The sequence below is a fragment of the Stenotrophomonas maltophilia group sp. vghtpe118 genome, assembly GCF_052605195.1.
On the sequence record NZ_CP199672.1, the window covers coordinates 172,360 to 185,889 of the forward strand.

Here is a 13,530-nt window from a genome sequence, read left to right on the forward strand (position 1 = left end):
GCATGAAGCGCGGACGCTCAACCGGCAAGCCGACCGTGGCCCAGCAGCAACGGATGGATGTCATCGCTGAAATCGGCTGCATCGTCGCCCATAGCCTGGGAATCGACCTGGGCGACAGACCGATTCCAGCCGAAGTGCACCACCTGACGGTCGGCGGCAAGCACGGCGCCAAGCGGCGAGGACACGACTTCACCATCGGCCTGAATCCCTGGTCCCACCGCGGTGAGCCGTTTGGGCGCATGTCCGCTGCCCGGTGCGAAGAACTGTTCGGCCCGTCCTCTGCCCGTCAACCCCGCAAGTTCCGCCAAGAGGTCGGCAGCGACGACTACCTGCTGGACCTACAGAACACCTTGATCGAGCAACACATGAAGGAGACCCGCCAATGGCAAGCCGCCTGACGTTTGGCATCGACCCCGGCCTGACCGGCGCCATCGTGACGCTGATCGATGGCGAGCCCGGCCCGATGGTCGACATGCCGGTGATGGACGGGGAGGTAGACGCACGCGCCGTTGCCGCATTCCTTCGCCAACAGCGGGACGCCCATTCTGGTGCGGTGATCGCCGTAGCTCTGGAACGCATCCACGCCCGTCCGATGCGCAACGACGAGGGCAAGGCCATCGAGGGATCAGTGGCCAGGCACAACCTGGCCGAGGGCTTCGGGCAGCTGAAGGCGACTGTGAGACTGCTTGGCCTGCAGCTGGTCCTAGTGCAGCCGTCGGTGTGGAAGCGCCGCTTCGACCTGTCGGGGAAGGGCAAGGACGCCGGCCGCGTGCTGGCTATCCAGCGATTCCCGGCCGCGGCGACCCAGTTGCAGCGGAAGAAGGACAACGGTCGCGCCGATGCGCTGCTGATTGGCCTGTACTGCGACAGCCTGCTCAGGGGTGGCGCATGACGACGGCCGAGGCCCGCACGCGGAAACGCTACAACGCCTACCTGCGTCGGCATGGCCGGTGCGCGGTGTGCACCATGCGCGAGCGGGGCAGCAGCCCCGCGCACTGCCAGCGCCGGCCGGACCGGCAGGGCGGCTGCGACACCGACGGCCTGCTGCCGGTGTTCCGATTCGACGAGAACGTGCTGAAGGGGATGCGCGATGGCGACTGATGACTACCTGGTGCAACAGCTCCGGGCATGGGGTCATGCGCAGGCCAACCGCTTCGCACTGACCTACGCTGACCGCAGCACCCACGTGCTGGAGAAGGCCCGCGACATGGCGCCAGGCACCCGGGAAAGGGCCCTGCGCGACCTGGTCGGCCGGGATGGATCCAGCCGCCGGCGGTTCATGGCCGACCGCAGCGGCGTGGAGGGCATGGGCATGCTGCCGGCATGGGCTGTGGATCCGGTGCGGTCAACGAACGATGCCGACAAACCGCACGACAACCCCGAGATCGCCGTCGACGTCGGTATCCCCGACGAACTGCGGTGGGTCGAGCAGGCGCTGGCCTCGATGATGCGCCAGCACCCACTGCGCGCTCTGGTGCTGCATACCGAGTACACGGTGTCAGCCAGCCAGGCAGTGAAGGCGCGCATGGTGGCGGAGAAGTACGGCGGCACTTTGTCGGTCTGGCAGTACCGCCGGGAGCTGCAGCGCGCCGTCGATTGGATCGGCGGCGCGAGGGCCGCTTAGCCGATGACGGCCTTCGTGAGCGCGTCTACGGCAGTCTGCGCTTGTTGGCGGTCGGGGTAATCCACCGTGTGGTCGTCACCGTTGAGCATTTTCACCACCACTCGGAAGACGTTGCCGCTGAACGACCCCTCCTCGGAGGGGCAACTGATGGACGTGACGTGGTCTTTCCGCAGGTGCGTGGCGTTGAAAACTACGAACATGCTATTCCTCCTTGATTGGAGGTCAAAACCATATTGGGGTGAGGCCTGGTTGACAAGTTGCACAAGGAAGTGTCCTAATTCTGCAACTGTCAAGAATTGTCCCTGAAGCCCCGGCCCTGCGTCGGGGCTTTTGCGTTTCCGGGACTGCGCTTCCTGCGGGCGTAGGCCAGAGGTCCAGGCTGCCGGGCTCATAACCCGGAGATTCGCCGGTTCGAATCCGGCCCCCGCAACCATCTACGCCCGTCCACCCTCACCGGACCAATTCGCCGAGCCTGCCGGGCTGCGGTGACGGGCACCTATCGACCAATCGGGGAGGGCGTCATGCCGAACCGGATCAACCATGGAACCGACATGCGGGGAGAAATCATTGACGCGGTGGGGACCGCAGCCCTGAAGGTCACGCCGCCGGTACACGATGGTGCCAGAGGGCGTCGATTCCGGCCTGGCAATCGTCTCCGGAACGTTGGCCCAAGTGCTGATTACTACCACCATGGCGCCTGAAGGCGTCGACGCATCCATGTCCATTACCTCGGGAACCCTCGCATGAACGCTCGAAACAACATCGTTGAACTGAACATTCCGCATGCCGTGGCCGGCCGCTTCAAGATCGAGGCGTTCAAGGTCGACGCACAGGGGTAAGAGATCCAGGGCTCGCGCCGACTGGCTGCCGACTGGTTCGACAACTTGGTCGTTAACGCCGGCCTGGACCGCATGGGTAGCAATAGCGACTACCTCAGCACCTGCATTGTGGGGTCTGGCAGCGCCGCCCCAGCGGAAGGGGACACTCAGCTGCAATCCCGCGTCGCCAGCACGACCACGATCAACTCGGACACCAACGGCATGGTGGTATCCCCGCGCTACGGTTGGAAGCGCAAGACGTTCCGGTTTGCGGCCGGCGCTGCGGCGGGCAACCTATCCGAGGTTGGCATCGGCTGGTCCTCGACGGCGGTGTTCAGCCGAGCGCTGATCCTCGACGGTGGTGGCAATCCGAGCACCATCACGGTGCTGAGCGACGAAGTCCTTGACGTCACCTACGAGCTGCGTGCCTACGTGAACGAGGCGGACGTGAGTTTCAATGTCGTCATCAGTGGCGTCACCTATGCGTGTGTCTTGCGCCCGGCCAACATCGGCGGCAATCAGGGCCTGCAGCTCGGCGACGCCATCACCATCAACACGGCGAACCGCGCTTCCGGCGCGCGCAGTACCGAGAGCAACGTTCTTGGTTCGGTCACCAGCATGCCCGGCGGCACGTCGAACTCGATGGACTACACGAACGAGCCCTATGTGAACGGCACGTACTACCGCAGCCACGTCCTCACGGCACAGTTGAACAACAGCAACTTTGCCACCGGCCTGGGGGCCGTGGTGGTGTCGAACACCTTCAGTGACTTCCAGACCTCGTTCACCCCGAAGATCCCGAAGGACGCTACCAAGGTCCTGACGCTGCAGGTCCGCAGCACCTGGGGGCGACATGTTCCCTGACATGGCGTTGTCGAGCGTCCCGCTGCCGGGCGATTTCGTTGAGAAGGTGAACGCGCGTCGCATGCCCTTGGTCGACTATGAGCTGGGTGGCAACGCCCTGGGCGATGCCAGCACCGGCCTGCAGGCGCGGCTGTGGACCATCGAGGTCAAGGGGGACGACGCGGTCCTGAGCGCCGACGGGGTCGCGCCGGTTGTCCTGTTCAGCCGTCCGGGCATGACCGAGATCGCCCTGGCGTTCGATCAGAACATGCGGGCGCATGTCGCGTTCGTGCAGGCTGGGATGGCCTGGCTGTGGTGGTACGACTCCCAAGTGAACCAGATGGTGTTCACCAGCTTCCCGGGCATGAGCGACCCCAGGCTGGCCACGGACGAGAAGCGGGACGCCGAGCTGGCGGTGTCGGACGTGGTCCTGTCGTACATGAAAGGGGGCAGCCTCTACTGCCGCCTGCAGCGCGAGCGGTTCGCGGTCGAGAATTTCCTGACCGCGGCGCCTGGCCTACAGCTGGTGTCGGTGGCTCGGATCACCGGCAACCGGCTGCAGTGGGAGTGCTTCCCGATCGCCTGACCGGGGCTGGTAGGGTCGAGCCAAGCTCGGCCCTCCTGCTTCAGGCAACCTGGGTCAGCAGATCCTCACGATTGTTCCGCGGCGTGTTCACCGCGCGACTGACCCGGTAGGCCTCCATCGCTGGCGGCTCGCTGGCCAGCAGCATGGCCATGGCGTCGTCGGGGCTGGCGGCCATCCACTCGTCGATCTGTCCCGCCTGCAGCCACACCGGCATGCGGTCATGGATGTCGGTCGAGACGCTGCTGCTGTTTGTATCGTGTCAGAAAATACTGAGCTCGATGTGAGAGGCGAGAATCTCTAGCCTACAGGATCATGAACTGATGCGATGGGTCTGCCGCAGACCCATCGCTTTGGTCAGCTTGGTTAGCCGCCAACGGTTACTGTGCCGCTGCAGTGGGTCCTGCCGCATGTTGGTGGCTCGTTGCCCCAGTTGCTGCCGGGAGTATCCATCCCGCCATTTCCGCCTGCGGCACCGCCACCGTCGTTGCCGTCGCCTCCGCTGCCAGTTCCCATGTCTTGGGGCACCGCAGGGCTTCCCATATAGTCTCCACTCGCAGTGCGCGTATAAGTCGCACAGTGTGTCGCGTTGCACACGACGAACTTGTCGCCAGTCAGTCGAGTGTAATTGGGCCCGTCGTTGAGCCAATTGTCTGTATAGTCGATATATGCTCTTGACCCCGCGTCTGGCGCGGGAGTTCGGAGTGTGCAGTCCTGGCACACAAATGGACCATACAATTCAGGTGTTCCGAAGACGTAGTTGCCGGCGATGCCTGCGCCGATTCCCGAGACAAACACACAAGCTAAGGCTAGGGTCTTTTTGATCACAATCATATCCTTCTGATTGAAAAGTTCCGTCCACCTTCATCCCTGCGTTGGATGGGGCGAGGACGCCCTAGGCAAGACGTGCCTAGTTCTTGCAGCACAGAGACTGAATCTCTCTGGCCAATCGTGTCACCTCAGCCTGTTCCCGGGAGCTCAATCCCCTCATGGTCATTTCAATCGGCTGAGGTCTAATCTGTAGAGGTGCGACCCCTTCAGCAGCCAAGCGATAGGCGGCTGATCGCACCGGATCCCGCGGGGTAAACTCGCTTGCCTTGTACATCAGTGATAGTGAGAGCATGGCGTCAACGTCCCCTGTCCGCGCTAGGGCTGTCATGTATCCTTCGCTCCGTTCTGCGTAAGCGTCCGCGGCTGCTGGATCAATCTTGGTTACGTCACTTGTCCCAAGAATTGCGCTAGGATCGGCAGCGAATAGCTTTTGGGCTTCTTCAAGACCTCCCGAGGCTGCTTTGTCCAGCCACCGTCCGCGTTCGGCAATTAACTGCTGTGCCCCCTCACAGTCAGACCGAAGTTTGGAAGCCATTGATTCAAGGGTTTTGGTGTCAACACCAGCCTTGCGGTACATGGCAAGTTCCTGCTCACTAACCCCATTGACAATGGAATCAGAGCATTGGTTTAGCTTGAGGTAGATTTTGAAAGCGGCATCCGCGTCGCCGGCAGTGGCGGAGTTCCTCAGTTGTGCTTCGACATCAATCGCACGTCCGGGCATCACGACGTAGTTGTTGCTTGTCCCATTAACCCGCTGGGTAGTCAGAGGGCGGCGTTCGGCCTGTCTGGGTGGTTGGGCTGCACGTTGCACTGCAGCCGGCGGGACTGCACTGGACTCCGCTCGGCTTTCTGAAAACCATATCCCGATGCCAATGATGAGCAGCGCACCTAGTAGCGCACCTAAAAGAACAGACAGGCCGGTTCTCATGCGATTTCCTTAGCTCCTCTTAAGCACGTTACGATCGCTCCACAGTGAGCTTTACATTTTGCTGGCAGGGCTGGGTGAGTAGAATTTAGCTTCTATTCATGAAGCGCGCAATATCGCTCGTCAGAGCTCTCATGGCGCTGAGGCTAAAAGTCGAGGTCGGGCCACAGCTGGCTCAGCGGGAGCGCCGAGTGGCGCCGCGCCGGCATCCAGTCCGAACGATTCAGCCAGGTCGCCGCCGTGTTCGCAGGATCTGCGACCGCCGGCCGTATCCTTCCGGCCATGCGATCTTCCCACGGCTTCCGCACCGCCCCGATCCCCTCTGGCTGGGTCCAAACCGGTGAGCGCTGGGCGCTTTGGTACAACGGCCGCGAGACGGCCAGCGTCACGCCCGACGGTGGTCCTGGGGTCCGGCTATGGATGGAAGGCCAGAAGATGTGGCAGGTGAAGGAAGTGCGCGCGGCCAACGTCCGGCAGGCGAAGCGGTACGCCGAGCGCTGGTGTGCGGCCAGGCTCTATCCCGATCTGCCTCTGCGCCAGGCAGTCGCCCGGCTGACCGACAGCACCCCGATCCAGCCCGAGCCGCCGCTGCCCGGCCTGCCACCAACCCGCGAGCAGCAGCAACAGGCCCGGCGCTTGGCCGAGGCAGGGGCGAAGGAGGTCGAGCGGATCAAGGCGGCGCTTGAACCGCGCAAGCCGCCAGCGGAGACGAAACCCCGAGCGAGGGACGCTCGCACCAAGGCCTGGGTGAGGGCAGGGCTGCAGCAGATGCGGCGGGGCGTGTAGGCCTCATCCTGCCCGCAGCTTCACCACGTTGCCGTCGCGCAGACCATCGAGGTAATCCGCCCAGACCTGCATCATCCGCACGCGCTCCTGCAGGTGCGACGTGCGGTTGTAGGCCCGGCCGTTGGGATCCTTCACCGCGTGAGCAAGCTGGTGCTCGATGATGTCCGGGCGGAAGTGCAGGACCTCGTCCAGAATGGTGCGAGCCGTCGCGCGGAAGCCGTGGCCGGTCATCATCGTGCGGTCGTAACCCATGTTGCGCAGCGCTGCGGTAACGGCGTTCTCTGACATCGGGCGTTTGGAATCGCGGGCGCCAGAGAACACCCACTTGTGTCGGCCGGTGATCGGCTTGATGTCCTCCAGGATCTGCAGCGCCTGCCTGGACAGCGGCACCAAATGTGCGGCACGCATCTTCATCTTGCTGGCAGGGATAGTCCACACGGCCGCGTCGAGGTCGAATTCCTCCCATTCCGCATGTCGCAGTTCGCCAGGACGCAGGAACACCAGCGGCGCCAGTCGCAGCGCCGCGCGGGTGATGGCAGATCCGCTGTATGCCTCGATGGAGCGCAGCAGGCCACCCAGCTGCACGGGGTCAGTAATCGCCGCATGGTGGGCCTCCTTAGGCGGCGCGAGCGCTCCTTTCAGGTCGGCAACCGGGTTTCGCTCGGCGCGGCCAGTGGCCACGGCGTAGCGCATGATCTGGCCGCAGTTCTGCATGATCCGATGCGCGGATTCGATTGCGCCGCGTTCCTCGATGCGTCGGGCCACCCGGAGGAAATCCGGCGCGGTGAGGTCAGCTACAGAGCGCGACCCGATCCACGGGAATACGTCATTCTTCATCCAGGCTTCGACCTTCTCCGCATAGCTGGGCACCCATGGGCGTGTGGCCAGCCACTCATTGGCGATGGTCTCGAAGCTGTCCGAGCCAAGGGCGGAGTGGGCGAGGGCAGCGGCCTTCTTCTGCGCGCCAGGGTCGACGCCTCGGGCCAGCAGTCGGCGGGCTTCGTCGCGGGCCTCGCGGGCGCGCGCCAAGGAGACATCCGGGTACAGGCCGATCGACAGCAGCTTCTCCTTGCCGGCGATGCGGTACTTCCAGCGCCAGCTGCGTGCGCCGGTCGGGGTGAGGTAGAGGTAAAGGCCGCCACCGTCGGTGATCTTCTGCGGCTTGTCGCTGGGCTTGGCGCGCCTGATGGCTGCGTCGGTCAGAGGCATTGGGGGTATCGCTTCAGTGGGGGCGGTCGGATACCCCTTGATATACCCCCACCGTCTCATGGATTGAAACGGATTGCCCCGGTCTGCTGCGGACAATAAAAAAGCCCGGAAACCCTTGTGATGCGGGGGTTTCCGGGCTTCTCCGGTCCTTTACGAACCGTTCGTTGGTGGAGGTGGGCGGAATTGAACCGCCGTCCGAAGGCACTCCATCCCCAGCACTACATGCTTAGCTCACCGTTGGATCTCGTCCCCGAACAGCACGGTGCGCAAAGCGCATCCGGGAACCAGCCTGTTGTGTTCTAGTGCCGGACTGACAGGCAGCCGTCCAGCGCGATTCCATGATAGTGACTCTACACCGCGAGCATGGACACAAGCGGTTTCGAGGCTTAGGCCTTAAGCGGCCAGAGCGTAGTTGTCGTCGTTGGCAACTAGAGTTTTGCAGCTGGATTTACGAGGAAAGCTACCCCCTCGGCATGCGCCAGGCGACTTCACAACCCCCGTCGAAACCAATGCACCCCCGGCTTCTTCAAGTACTGCGAGGTACAAGGCCTGTTTCGTGTCGCCACGGTCAGTGCCTGCCCAACAGTGGCAATGCTACGGCAAAACAGCTGAACAGTCACCTTGGCAATCCACAACAAGTTGTAGAGCCTCCGTCATAGCGGATTGGTAACGTCATGGGCACGAATTTGCGACACACTGGCGGCGACCATCCGGGCCAGGACAAACACGGAGACTGTGGGTGACCGAGGCAAGCCAACAACGCAGCCTGCGACAGCTGGTCGGACCCGTCGGGGCCGACTACCAGCGGCGCGCGCTGCCGCCTGGTTGGGTCTGGGCCGTGCTGGGTGTGCTGCTTGCGGCCACCGCGCTGACCGAACTGCCGGCCACAGCGGCCGCAGCACTGGTCGCCAGTGCGGTGGTGGTGCATTGGTCGCAACGCGGTCGCATCCATTGGCTGGGCTGGCGTCTGCCCGGCATGGCGGTGTTGGCGGCCCTGCTGTGGGGGCCGGAAGTGCTGTCGCAGTGGTTCGAGCACGGGCTGGCCGTGGTCCTGATGTCGCTGGCCAGCCTCAGCATCGGCGTGCATGTGTGGCAGTCGCGGCAGCTGGCGCGCCAGTTGCAGGGCGCTGCCGATTCGCTGGATGACGCCCAGTTGCTGGCCCTGTTGCCGGCCGATGCGGCCCAGATGGCACAGCAGTGGCGCGCGGGCGATGACCGGCATGCCCCGGAACTGGCAGTGGTGATGCACCTGGCCGTGATGCACGCGGCGCTGGCACCGCGCATGCGCGGGCAGGGCATGCTGGCGGGGTGACCCGCCTTTTGTAGAGCCGAGCCTGCGCTCGGCTGCCCTTCTTGCCGAAGCCGAGCATGGCTCGGCGCTACAGCCTTACGCGTCGCGGTTGCCGCGACGCATCACACGCTGCTTCTCGATCGCCCAGTCGCGGTCCTTGGCGGCATCGCGCTTGTCATGGGTCTGCTTGCCCTTGGCCAGCGCGACTTCGAGCTTGATCTTGTTCTTGCTCCAGTACATCGCAGTGGGCACGATCGTGTAGCCATCGCGCTCGACCTTGCCGATCAGCTTGTCGATCTCGTTTCGGTGCAGCAGCAGCTTGCGCTCGCGCCGGTCATTGGCCACCACGTGGGTGGAGGCCTGGATCAACGGGGTGATCTGTGCGCCGATCAGGTAGATCTCGCCGCGCTTCACATAGGCGTAGGCGTCGATGATGTTGCCGCGGCCTGCGCGGATCGACTTGACCTCCCAGCCCTGCAGGGCGAGGCCGGCCTCGAAGCGCTCTTCGATGTGGTACTCGTGGCGGGCACGCTTGTTCAACGCGATGGTTTTGTTGGCCGTCGCGCTCTTTGCTTTATCCTTGCCGCTGTTCTTGCTCATTTCCGTATTGTCTCCGATTCGGGCCCGCCCGGTCGATTGCCGAAACGTCCTGTATTCATGCCTACTATCCGCCGCAGCGCCCTGGTCGAACATTCGGCCGCGCGCATGTTCGACCTGGTCAATGATGTCCAGGCCTATCCGAGCCGTTTCCGCTGGTGCTCGGCTGCCCAGATCATGGAGCAGGGCGAGGACCGCCTGGTGGCGCGCCTGGACCTCGGCCTGGGCTCTTTCAGCACCTGGTTCCAGACCGAAAACACGCTGCGGCGCCCGCACAGCATTGATATGCAGCTGCGCGATGGCCCGTTCAAGCAGCTGCACGGCCGCTGGGAATTCCATGCGCTGGCCGAGGATGCCTGCAAGGTCACCCTGACCCTGGAGTTCGAACCCAGCTCGCGCCTGCTCGGTCCGGCGCTGGCAATCGGCTTCCAGGGGCTGGCCGATCGCATGGTCAACGATTTCGTCCGCGTCGCCGACGAGGGCTGAGCGATGATCGAAGTCGAGGTGGTACTGGCCTGGCCGCAGCGGGTGCTGTCGTGCCGCCTGCAGCTGGAAGAGGGGGCCACCGTCGCCGATGCTGTCGCGGCGGCCGCACTGGAAGGCAGTGCCGATTGTCCCGCCGTCGCCGTGCATGGCGTAGTGGCACGCCCGCACCAGGTTCTGCTGGACGGCGACCGCATCGAACTGCTGCGCCCGCTGCTGGCAGATCCGAAGGATAACCGCCGGCGTCGCGCGCTCGGCGGTTGATTCCGGCAGCCGTACCTGCGGACGGGCAGGGGGCTCAGCGGCCCTTCTTCTTCTTGTCCTTCGGCAGATTGCGGCCGAACTGGCGCACGGTCTGCTGGGCCAGGGCCTTGTCGTTGCCCGGGAAGTAATCGCCTTCCCAGCGGGTCACGGTGTCATTCTCGAAGAACACCACGAAGTTCTTCACTTCGGTACGGCCCAGGCGGTTCACGCGCTGGCTGGAGGTGTAGTCCCAGCGCTGGGCGTGGAACGGGTCGGGAATGGACGGGGTGCCCAGCAGCGCGGTGACCTGCTGCTTGCTCTGCCCGACCTGCAGCTTGGCCACGGCATCTTCCCGGATCAGGTTGCCCTGATAGATGGGTTGCTTGTAGATGATGCCGCACCCGGTGGTGGACAGGGCGACGGCGGCGACCAACAGGAGATTGCGCATCGGGACTGGCGGTTGGGGAAATCAAACCGATGATACACTCCCGGCGTGCCACCGCGACCCAATCCGAGGCAGCTGGCGCTAAATCGCCAATGAACGGAGACCTATGGAAACCCACGACCTGCGTAAAGTCGGCCTGAAGGTGACCCATCCGCGGATGCGGATCCTGGCGCTGCTCGAGCAGCGCAATGCCCAGCACCACCAGCATCACATGACCGCCGAAGACATCTACCGCCAGCTGCTGGAGCACGGCGACGAGATCGGCCTGGCCACGGTGTACCGGGTGCTGACCCAGTTCGAGGCCGCCGGCCTCGTGCTCAAGCACAATTTCGAGGGCGGCCAGGCGGTCTACGAACTGGACCGTGGCGGCCACCACGACCACATGGTCGACGTGGACAGTGGCAAGATCATCGAGTTCGAAAGCCACGAGATCGAGGAGCTGCAGCGCAAGATCGCCGCAGACCATGGCTACGAGCTGGAAGAGCACTCGCTGGTGCTGTACGTGCGCAAGAAGCGCAAGTAAGCCGTTCCGGCCAGCTGGATGCGACGGAACCCCGGGCCTGCCCGGGGTTTTTCGTTGCTTACGGTAGATCCACGCCAGGCGTGGATGGCCCCATGAGCACCTCAAGATCGACCGCCTCGGCCATGGCCCGGTTGCCGGCGTCACCCGGGTGGAGGTGGTCGCCGGAGTCGTAGGCGGCGGCCATCCGTGAGGGATCGGCCGGGTCGCGCAGCGCCGCGTCCAGGTCGATCACTGCGTCGAACGGGCTGTCCGTGCGCAGCCAGGCATTGATCCGCTGGCGCAGGGCATCCTTGTCCGGGTGGTAGTAGTCGTCCAGTGGCGTGCCGGGCAGGGCGTCGGCAAACGGCGGCAGGGTGGCGCCAATGATCCGCACGCCACGATGGCGGGCCTGTTCTGCCAGCGCGCGATACCCCGCCTGCAGTTCGGCCAGCGTGGGCCGGGCCTGGTTCCGGGCGAATGCGGTACCTGGCCAGCTGATGTCATTGATGCCCATCAGCACGATCACACTGGATCCCGCAGGCTGGTCCAGCGCGTCGCGCCGGAAGCGGACCAGGGCGGATTCACCCATGCCGTCGCGCAGCAGCCGCCCCCCGGAAATGCCGGCGTTCACCACGGCTATGCCCCGCGCTGCCAGGCGCGCGGCCAGATGATCGGTCCAGCGCTGGTCCTGGTCGAGGCTGGCGGTGGCACCGTCGGTTATCGAATCCCCGATCACCACCACGCTGCGCGCGTCGGCGCCGGCCTCGACGTCAATTCCGGTCAGCAGCAGGCGGGCGGTGGTGCTGCTGGCTGCGTTCAGGGCCTGGGCCCGGCTCTGGTCGCCGGGGGCGATCCAACTGGTCTGGCGGCCTGCCCAATGGAACGTCTGAACGGTTGCCGGCCCCGGCACAAAGACGCTGACCTGCACTGCCTGGCGGTCATCCGTGGCCAGCGGGAGCGGATCGCTCAGCTGTTCCTCACCGGGCCCGATCAACACCCCGGGCTGGCCGCCGAAGCTGAGCGGTTGCGGGATGGCGCCCGCGCGTGCGGCCACGCTGGCTGCTCCGATCCGCAGCGGCTGGGTGCCGTAGGCATTGCTCAGCCGCACCCGCAGCCGCGGGCCGCCCAGGCTGATGCGCGCCGTCTGGCGGAAGGTCTGGTCCTGCAGTGTGGCCGGGACCAGGGTCGGGAACAGGAAATCCGCGTTCCAGACCGGCTGCGGGCTGGCCTGCCAGCTGGCGACCCAGTGCGGGGCGGATGCGGCACTGGCGGCGCCGGACACGGCGAGCAGGGCGGTGGCGGTGAGCTGGCTCAAGCGGTTCATCGGGCAGTCCCGAGTGGAGGGACCGCCATGGTGATTCCGTGCTTATCTGTGAACTAGACTGCGCATGGACAATCATCTGTGAACTGGATTCATTGCCATGGCGCGACCTGACATCAACCGATCCGGCGAACTGGAAGTGTTCGTGCGCGTGATCGAGACCGGTGGCTTTTCCGCTGCGGCCCGCACGCTGGACATGACGCCGTCGGCGGTCAGCAAGCTGGTGGCGCGGCTGGAGCAACGGCTGGGCACGCGCCTGCTGCAACGCTCCACCCGCCAGCTGCAGCTGACCCCGGAAGGCTGCGCGTTCTACGAGCGTGGCCTGCGCGTGCTGGCCGACCTGGAGGAGGCCGAGCGTTGTGCCAGCGCCCATGCCGAGCCGCGCGGGCGGCTGCGGGTCAACTCCAACGTGCCGTTTGGCCGCCATTTCCTGTTGCCGCTGCTGCCGGCGTTCCTTGAGCGTAACCCGCAGGTGGGCGTGGACCTGACCCTCAACGACGAGGTGATCGACCTGCTTGAGCAGCGCACCGACGTGGCAGTGCGGGCCGGGCCGCTGAAGAGCTCCAGTCTGGTGGCGCGACGGCTGGGCGCGACGCGGATGATGATCGTGGCTGCACCGGCCTACGCGCAGCGGCACGGGCTGCCACGCACTGCCGAGGAACTGCAGTCGCACAACCGGCTGGACATCGGCCACGCGCGTGCGATGCAGGGGTGGCCGTTGCTGCAGGAGGGGCGCGAGCGGATGCTGCTGCCCAGTGGCAATGCCCGCGCCAGCAACGGCGATGCGCTGCGCCAGCTGGTGCTGGGCGGGCTGGGCATGGCGCGGCTGGCGGCATTCCAGGTGCAGGAGGACATTGCTGCCGGGCGCTTGCTGCCGGTGCTGGAAGAGGCCAATCCCGGTGACCTGGAAGAGGTGCACGCGGTGTTCCTGGGGCAGGGCGGTTACCTGCCGCTGCGGGTACGCGCGTTCCTCGATTTCCTGGTGGAGAACGTGGATCTGGCGCGGCCACGGGGGTAATGCCGGCCGCT

General features: G+C 64.9%; 18 protein-coding genes, 1 tRNA gene, 1 other RNA gene and 1 pseudogene. 13 read left to right on the forward strand and 8 right to left on the reverse strand.

Annotated features, from left to right (window positions below; genetic code table 11):
* The first annotated feature begins 2 nt into the window (after positions 1 to 2).
* The 4 genes from ACUDTM_RS00935 to ACUDTM_RS00950 are packed head-to-tail and all read left to right on the forward strand — an operon-like array spanning position 3 to position 1,624.
* Positions 3 to 398 carry a Ref family recombination enhancement nuclease gene (locus ACUDTM_RS00935; protein WP_343648300.1) on the forward strand — a complete coding sequence of 132 codons (396 nt, stop codon included), beginning with the start codon at positions 3 to 5 and terminating at the stop codon, positions 396 to 398.
* Positions 383 to 892: a hypothetical protein gene (locus ACUDTM_RS00940; protein ID WP_343648302.1), complete on the forward strand. Its 510-nt coding sequence runs from the start codon at positions 383 to 385 to the stop codon at positions 890 to 892. Before ACUDTM_RS00935 ends, ACUDTM_RS00940 begins: the two co-directional genes overlap by 16 nt.
* Entirely contained in the window at positions 889 to 1,101 is a 213-nt protein-coding gene (locus ACUDTM_RS00945) for a hypothetical protein (RefSeq protein WP_343648304.1), read from the forward strand. The genes ACUDTM_RS00940 and ACUDTM_RS00945 overlap by 4 nt, the downstream gene beginning before the upstream one ends.
* Positions 1,091 to 1,624, forward strand: a complete 534-nt coding sequence (locus tag ACUDTM_RS00950) for a hypothetical protein (protein WP_343648306.1) — start codon at positions 1,091 to 1,093, stop codon at positions 1,622 to 1,624. The genes ACUDTM_RS00945 and ACUDTM_RS00950 overlap by 11 nt, the downstream gene beginning before the upstream one ends.
* Here the strand turns inward: ACUDTM_RS00950 and ACUDTM_RS00955 are convergent.
* Complete coding sequence (locus ACUDTM_RS00955) at positions 1,621 to 1,824, reverse strand: hypothetical protein (RefSeq protein WP_262093508.1); 204 nt, start codon at positions 1,822 to 1,824, stop codon at positions 1,621 to 1,623. The genes ACUDTM_RS00950 and ACUDTM_RS00955 overlap by 4 nt on opposite strands.
* A 154-nt stretch (positions 1,825 to 1,978) precedes the next feature.
* Between ACUDTM_RS00955 and ACUDTM_RS00960 the strand changes: the two genes are divergently transcribed.
* The 3 genes from ACUDTM_RS00960 (at position 1,979) to ACUDTM_RS00970 (ending at position 3,871) form a co-directional block, all read left to right on the forward strand.
* Positions 1,979 to 2,057: transfer RNA gene (locus ACUDTM_RS00960), tRNA-Met, on the forward strand.
* A gap of 478 nt (positions 2,058 to 2,535) precedes the next feature.
* The gene (locus ACUDTM_RS00965) at positions 2,536 to 3,306 is read left to right on the forward strand and encodes a hypothetical protein (protein WP_445391058.1); all 771 of its coding nucleotides are present in this window, start codon (positions 2,536 to 2,538) and stop codon (positions 3,304 to 3,306) included.
* Position 3,307: 1 nt separating this feature from the next.
* Positions 3,308 to 3,871 (forward strand): hypothetical protein, encoded by a 564-nt coding sequence (locus tag ACUDTM_RS00970; protein ID WP_445391059.1) that lies wholly within the window; start codon positions 3,308 to 3,310, stop codon positions 3,869 to 3,871.
* A 40-nt stretch (positions 3,872 to 3,911) separates the two neighbouring features.
* Here the strand turns inward: ACUDTM_RS00970 and ACUDTM_RS00975 are convergent.
* Positions 3,912 to 4,121: pseudogene (locus ACUDTM_RS00975) on the reverse strand (SOS response-associated peptidase family protein); the annotation flags it as partial.
* 657 nt (positions 4,122 to 4,778) lie between these two features.
* Positions 4,779 to 5,627, reverse strand: a complete 849-nt coding sequence (locus ACUDTM_RS00980; RefSeq protein ID WP_143592539.1) for a hypothetical protein — start codon at positions 5,625 to 5,627, stop codon at positions 4,779 to 4,781.
* Between the two features lie 279 nt (positions 5,628 to 5,906).
* Here ACUDTM_RS00980 and ACUDTM_RS00985 point away from each other — a divergent pair, with 279 nt between their 5' ends.
* Entirely contained in the window at positions 5,907 to 6,410 is a 504-nt protein-coding gene (locus ACUDTM_RS00985) for a hypothetical protein (RefSeq protein WP_088497207.1), read from the forward strand.
* Between the two features lie 3 nt (positions 6,411 to 6,413).
* On the opposite strand, the gene ACUDTM_RS00990 is transcribed toward ACUDTM_RS00985, so the two are convergent.
* Together ACUDTM_RS00990 and ssrA are read right to left on the reverse strand one after the other, a co-directional pair.
* Positions 6,414 to 7,619 carry a phage integrase central domain-containing protein gene (locus ACUDTM_RS00990; RefSeq protein WP_343647823.1) on the reverse strand — a complete coding sequence of 402 codons (1,206 nt, stop codon included), beginning with the start codon at positions 7,617 to 7,619 and terminating at the stop codon, positions 6,414 to 6,416.
* A gap of 165 nt (positions 7,620 to 7,784) precedes the next feature.
* Positions 7,785 to 8,138: a transfer-messenger RNA gene (gene ssrA / locus ACUDTM_RS00995) on the reverse strand.
* A 220-nt stretch (positions 8,139 to 8,358) separates the two neighbouring features.
* Between ssrA and ACUDTM_RS01000 the strand changes: the two genes are divergently transcribed.
* Positions 8,359 to 8,931: a hypothetical protein gene (locus tag ACUDTM_RS01000; protein ID WP_334271454.1), complete on the forward strand. Its 573-nt coding sequence runs from the start codon at positions 8,359 to 8,361 to the stop codon at positions 8,929 to 8,931.
* Between the two features lie 75 nt (positions 8,932 to 9,006).
* On the opposite strand, the gene smpB is transcribed toward ACUDTM_RS01000, so the two are convergent.
* The gene (gene smpB, locus ACUDTM_RS01005) at positions 9,007 to 9,510 is read right to left on the reverse strand and encodes an SsrA-binding protein SmpB (protein ID WP_005416174.1); all 504 of its coding nucleotides are present in this window, start codon (positions 9,508 to 9,510) and stop codon (positions 9,007 to 9,009) included.
* Positions 9,511 to 9,567: 57 nt separating this feature from the next.
* Here smpB and ACUDTM_RS01010 point away from each other — a divergent pair, with 57 nt between their 5' ends.
* On the forward strand, positions 9,568 to 9,993 hold the full coding sequence (locus tag ACUDTM_RS01010; protein ID WP_061477941.1) for a type II toxin-antitoxin system RatA family toxin: 426 nt from the start codon (positions 9,568 to 9,570) through the stop codon (positions 9,991 to 9,993).
* Between the two features lie 3 nt (positions 9,994 to 9,996).
* Positions 9,997 to 10,254, forward strand: coding sequence for an RnfH family protein (locus tag ACUDTM_RS01015; protein WP_072168307.1), 258 nt, complete (start codon positions 9,997 to 9,999; stop codon positions 10,252 to 10,254).
* A gap of 34 nt (positions 10,255 to 10,288) precedes the next feature.
* Here the strand turns inward: ACUDTM_RS01015 and ACUDTM_RS01020 are convergent, their stop codons facing one another.
* Positions 10,289 to 10,681 carry an outer membrane protein assembly factor BamE gene (locus ACUDTM_RS01020; RefSeq protein ID WP_005409234.1) on the reverse strand — a complete coding sequence of 131 codons (393 nt, stop codon included), beginning with the start codon at positions 10,679 to 10,681 and terminating at the stop codon, positions 10,289 to 10,291.
* 103 nt (positions 10,682 to 10,784) lie between these two features.
* Between ACUDTM_RS01020 and fur the strand changes: the two genes are divergently transcribed.
* Entirely contained in the window at positions 10,785 to 11,201 is a 417-nt protein-coding gene (gene fur, locus ACUDTM_RS01025; RefSeq protein ID WP_014646807.1) for a ferric iron uptake transcriptional regulator, read from the forward strand.
* Between the two features lie 58 nt (positions 11,202 to 11,259).
* Here the strand turns inward: fur and ACUDTM_RS01030 are convergent, their stop codons facing one another.
* Positions 11,260 to 12,504 (reverse strand): SGNH/GDSL hydrolase family protein, encoded by a 1,245-nt coding sequence (locus ACUDTM_RS01030; RefSeq protein WP_445391060.1) that lies wholly within the window; start codon positions 12,502 to 12,504, stop codon positions 11,260 to 11,262.
* 97 nt (positions 12,505 to 12,601) lie between these two features.
* Here ACUDTM_RS01030 and ACUDTM_RS01035 point away from each other — a divergent pair, with 97 nt between their 5' ends.
* The gene (locus ACUDTM_RS01035) at positions 12,602 to 13,519 is read left to right on the forward strand and encodes a LysR family transcriptional regulator (protein ID WP_088497210.1); all 918 of its coding nucleotides are present in this window, start codon (positions 12,602 to 12,604) and stop codon (positions 13,517 to 13,519) included.
* The last annotated feature ends 11 nt before the right edge of the window (positions 13,520 to 13,530 follow it).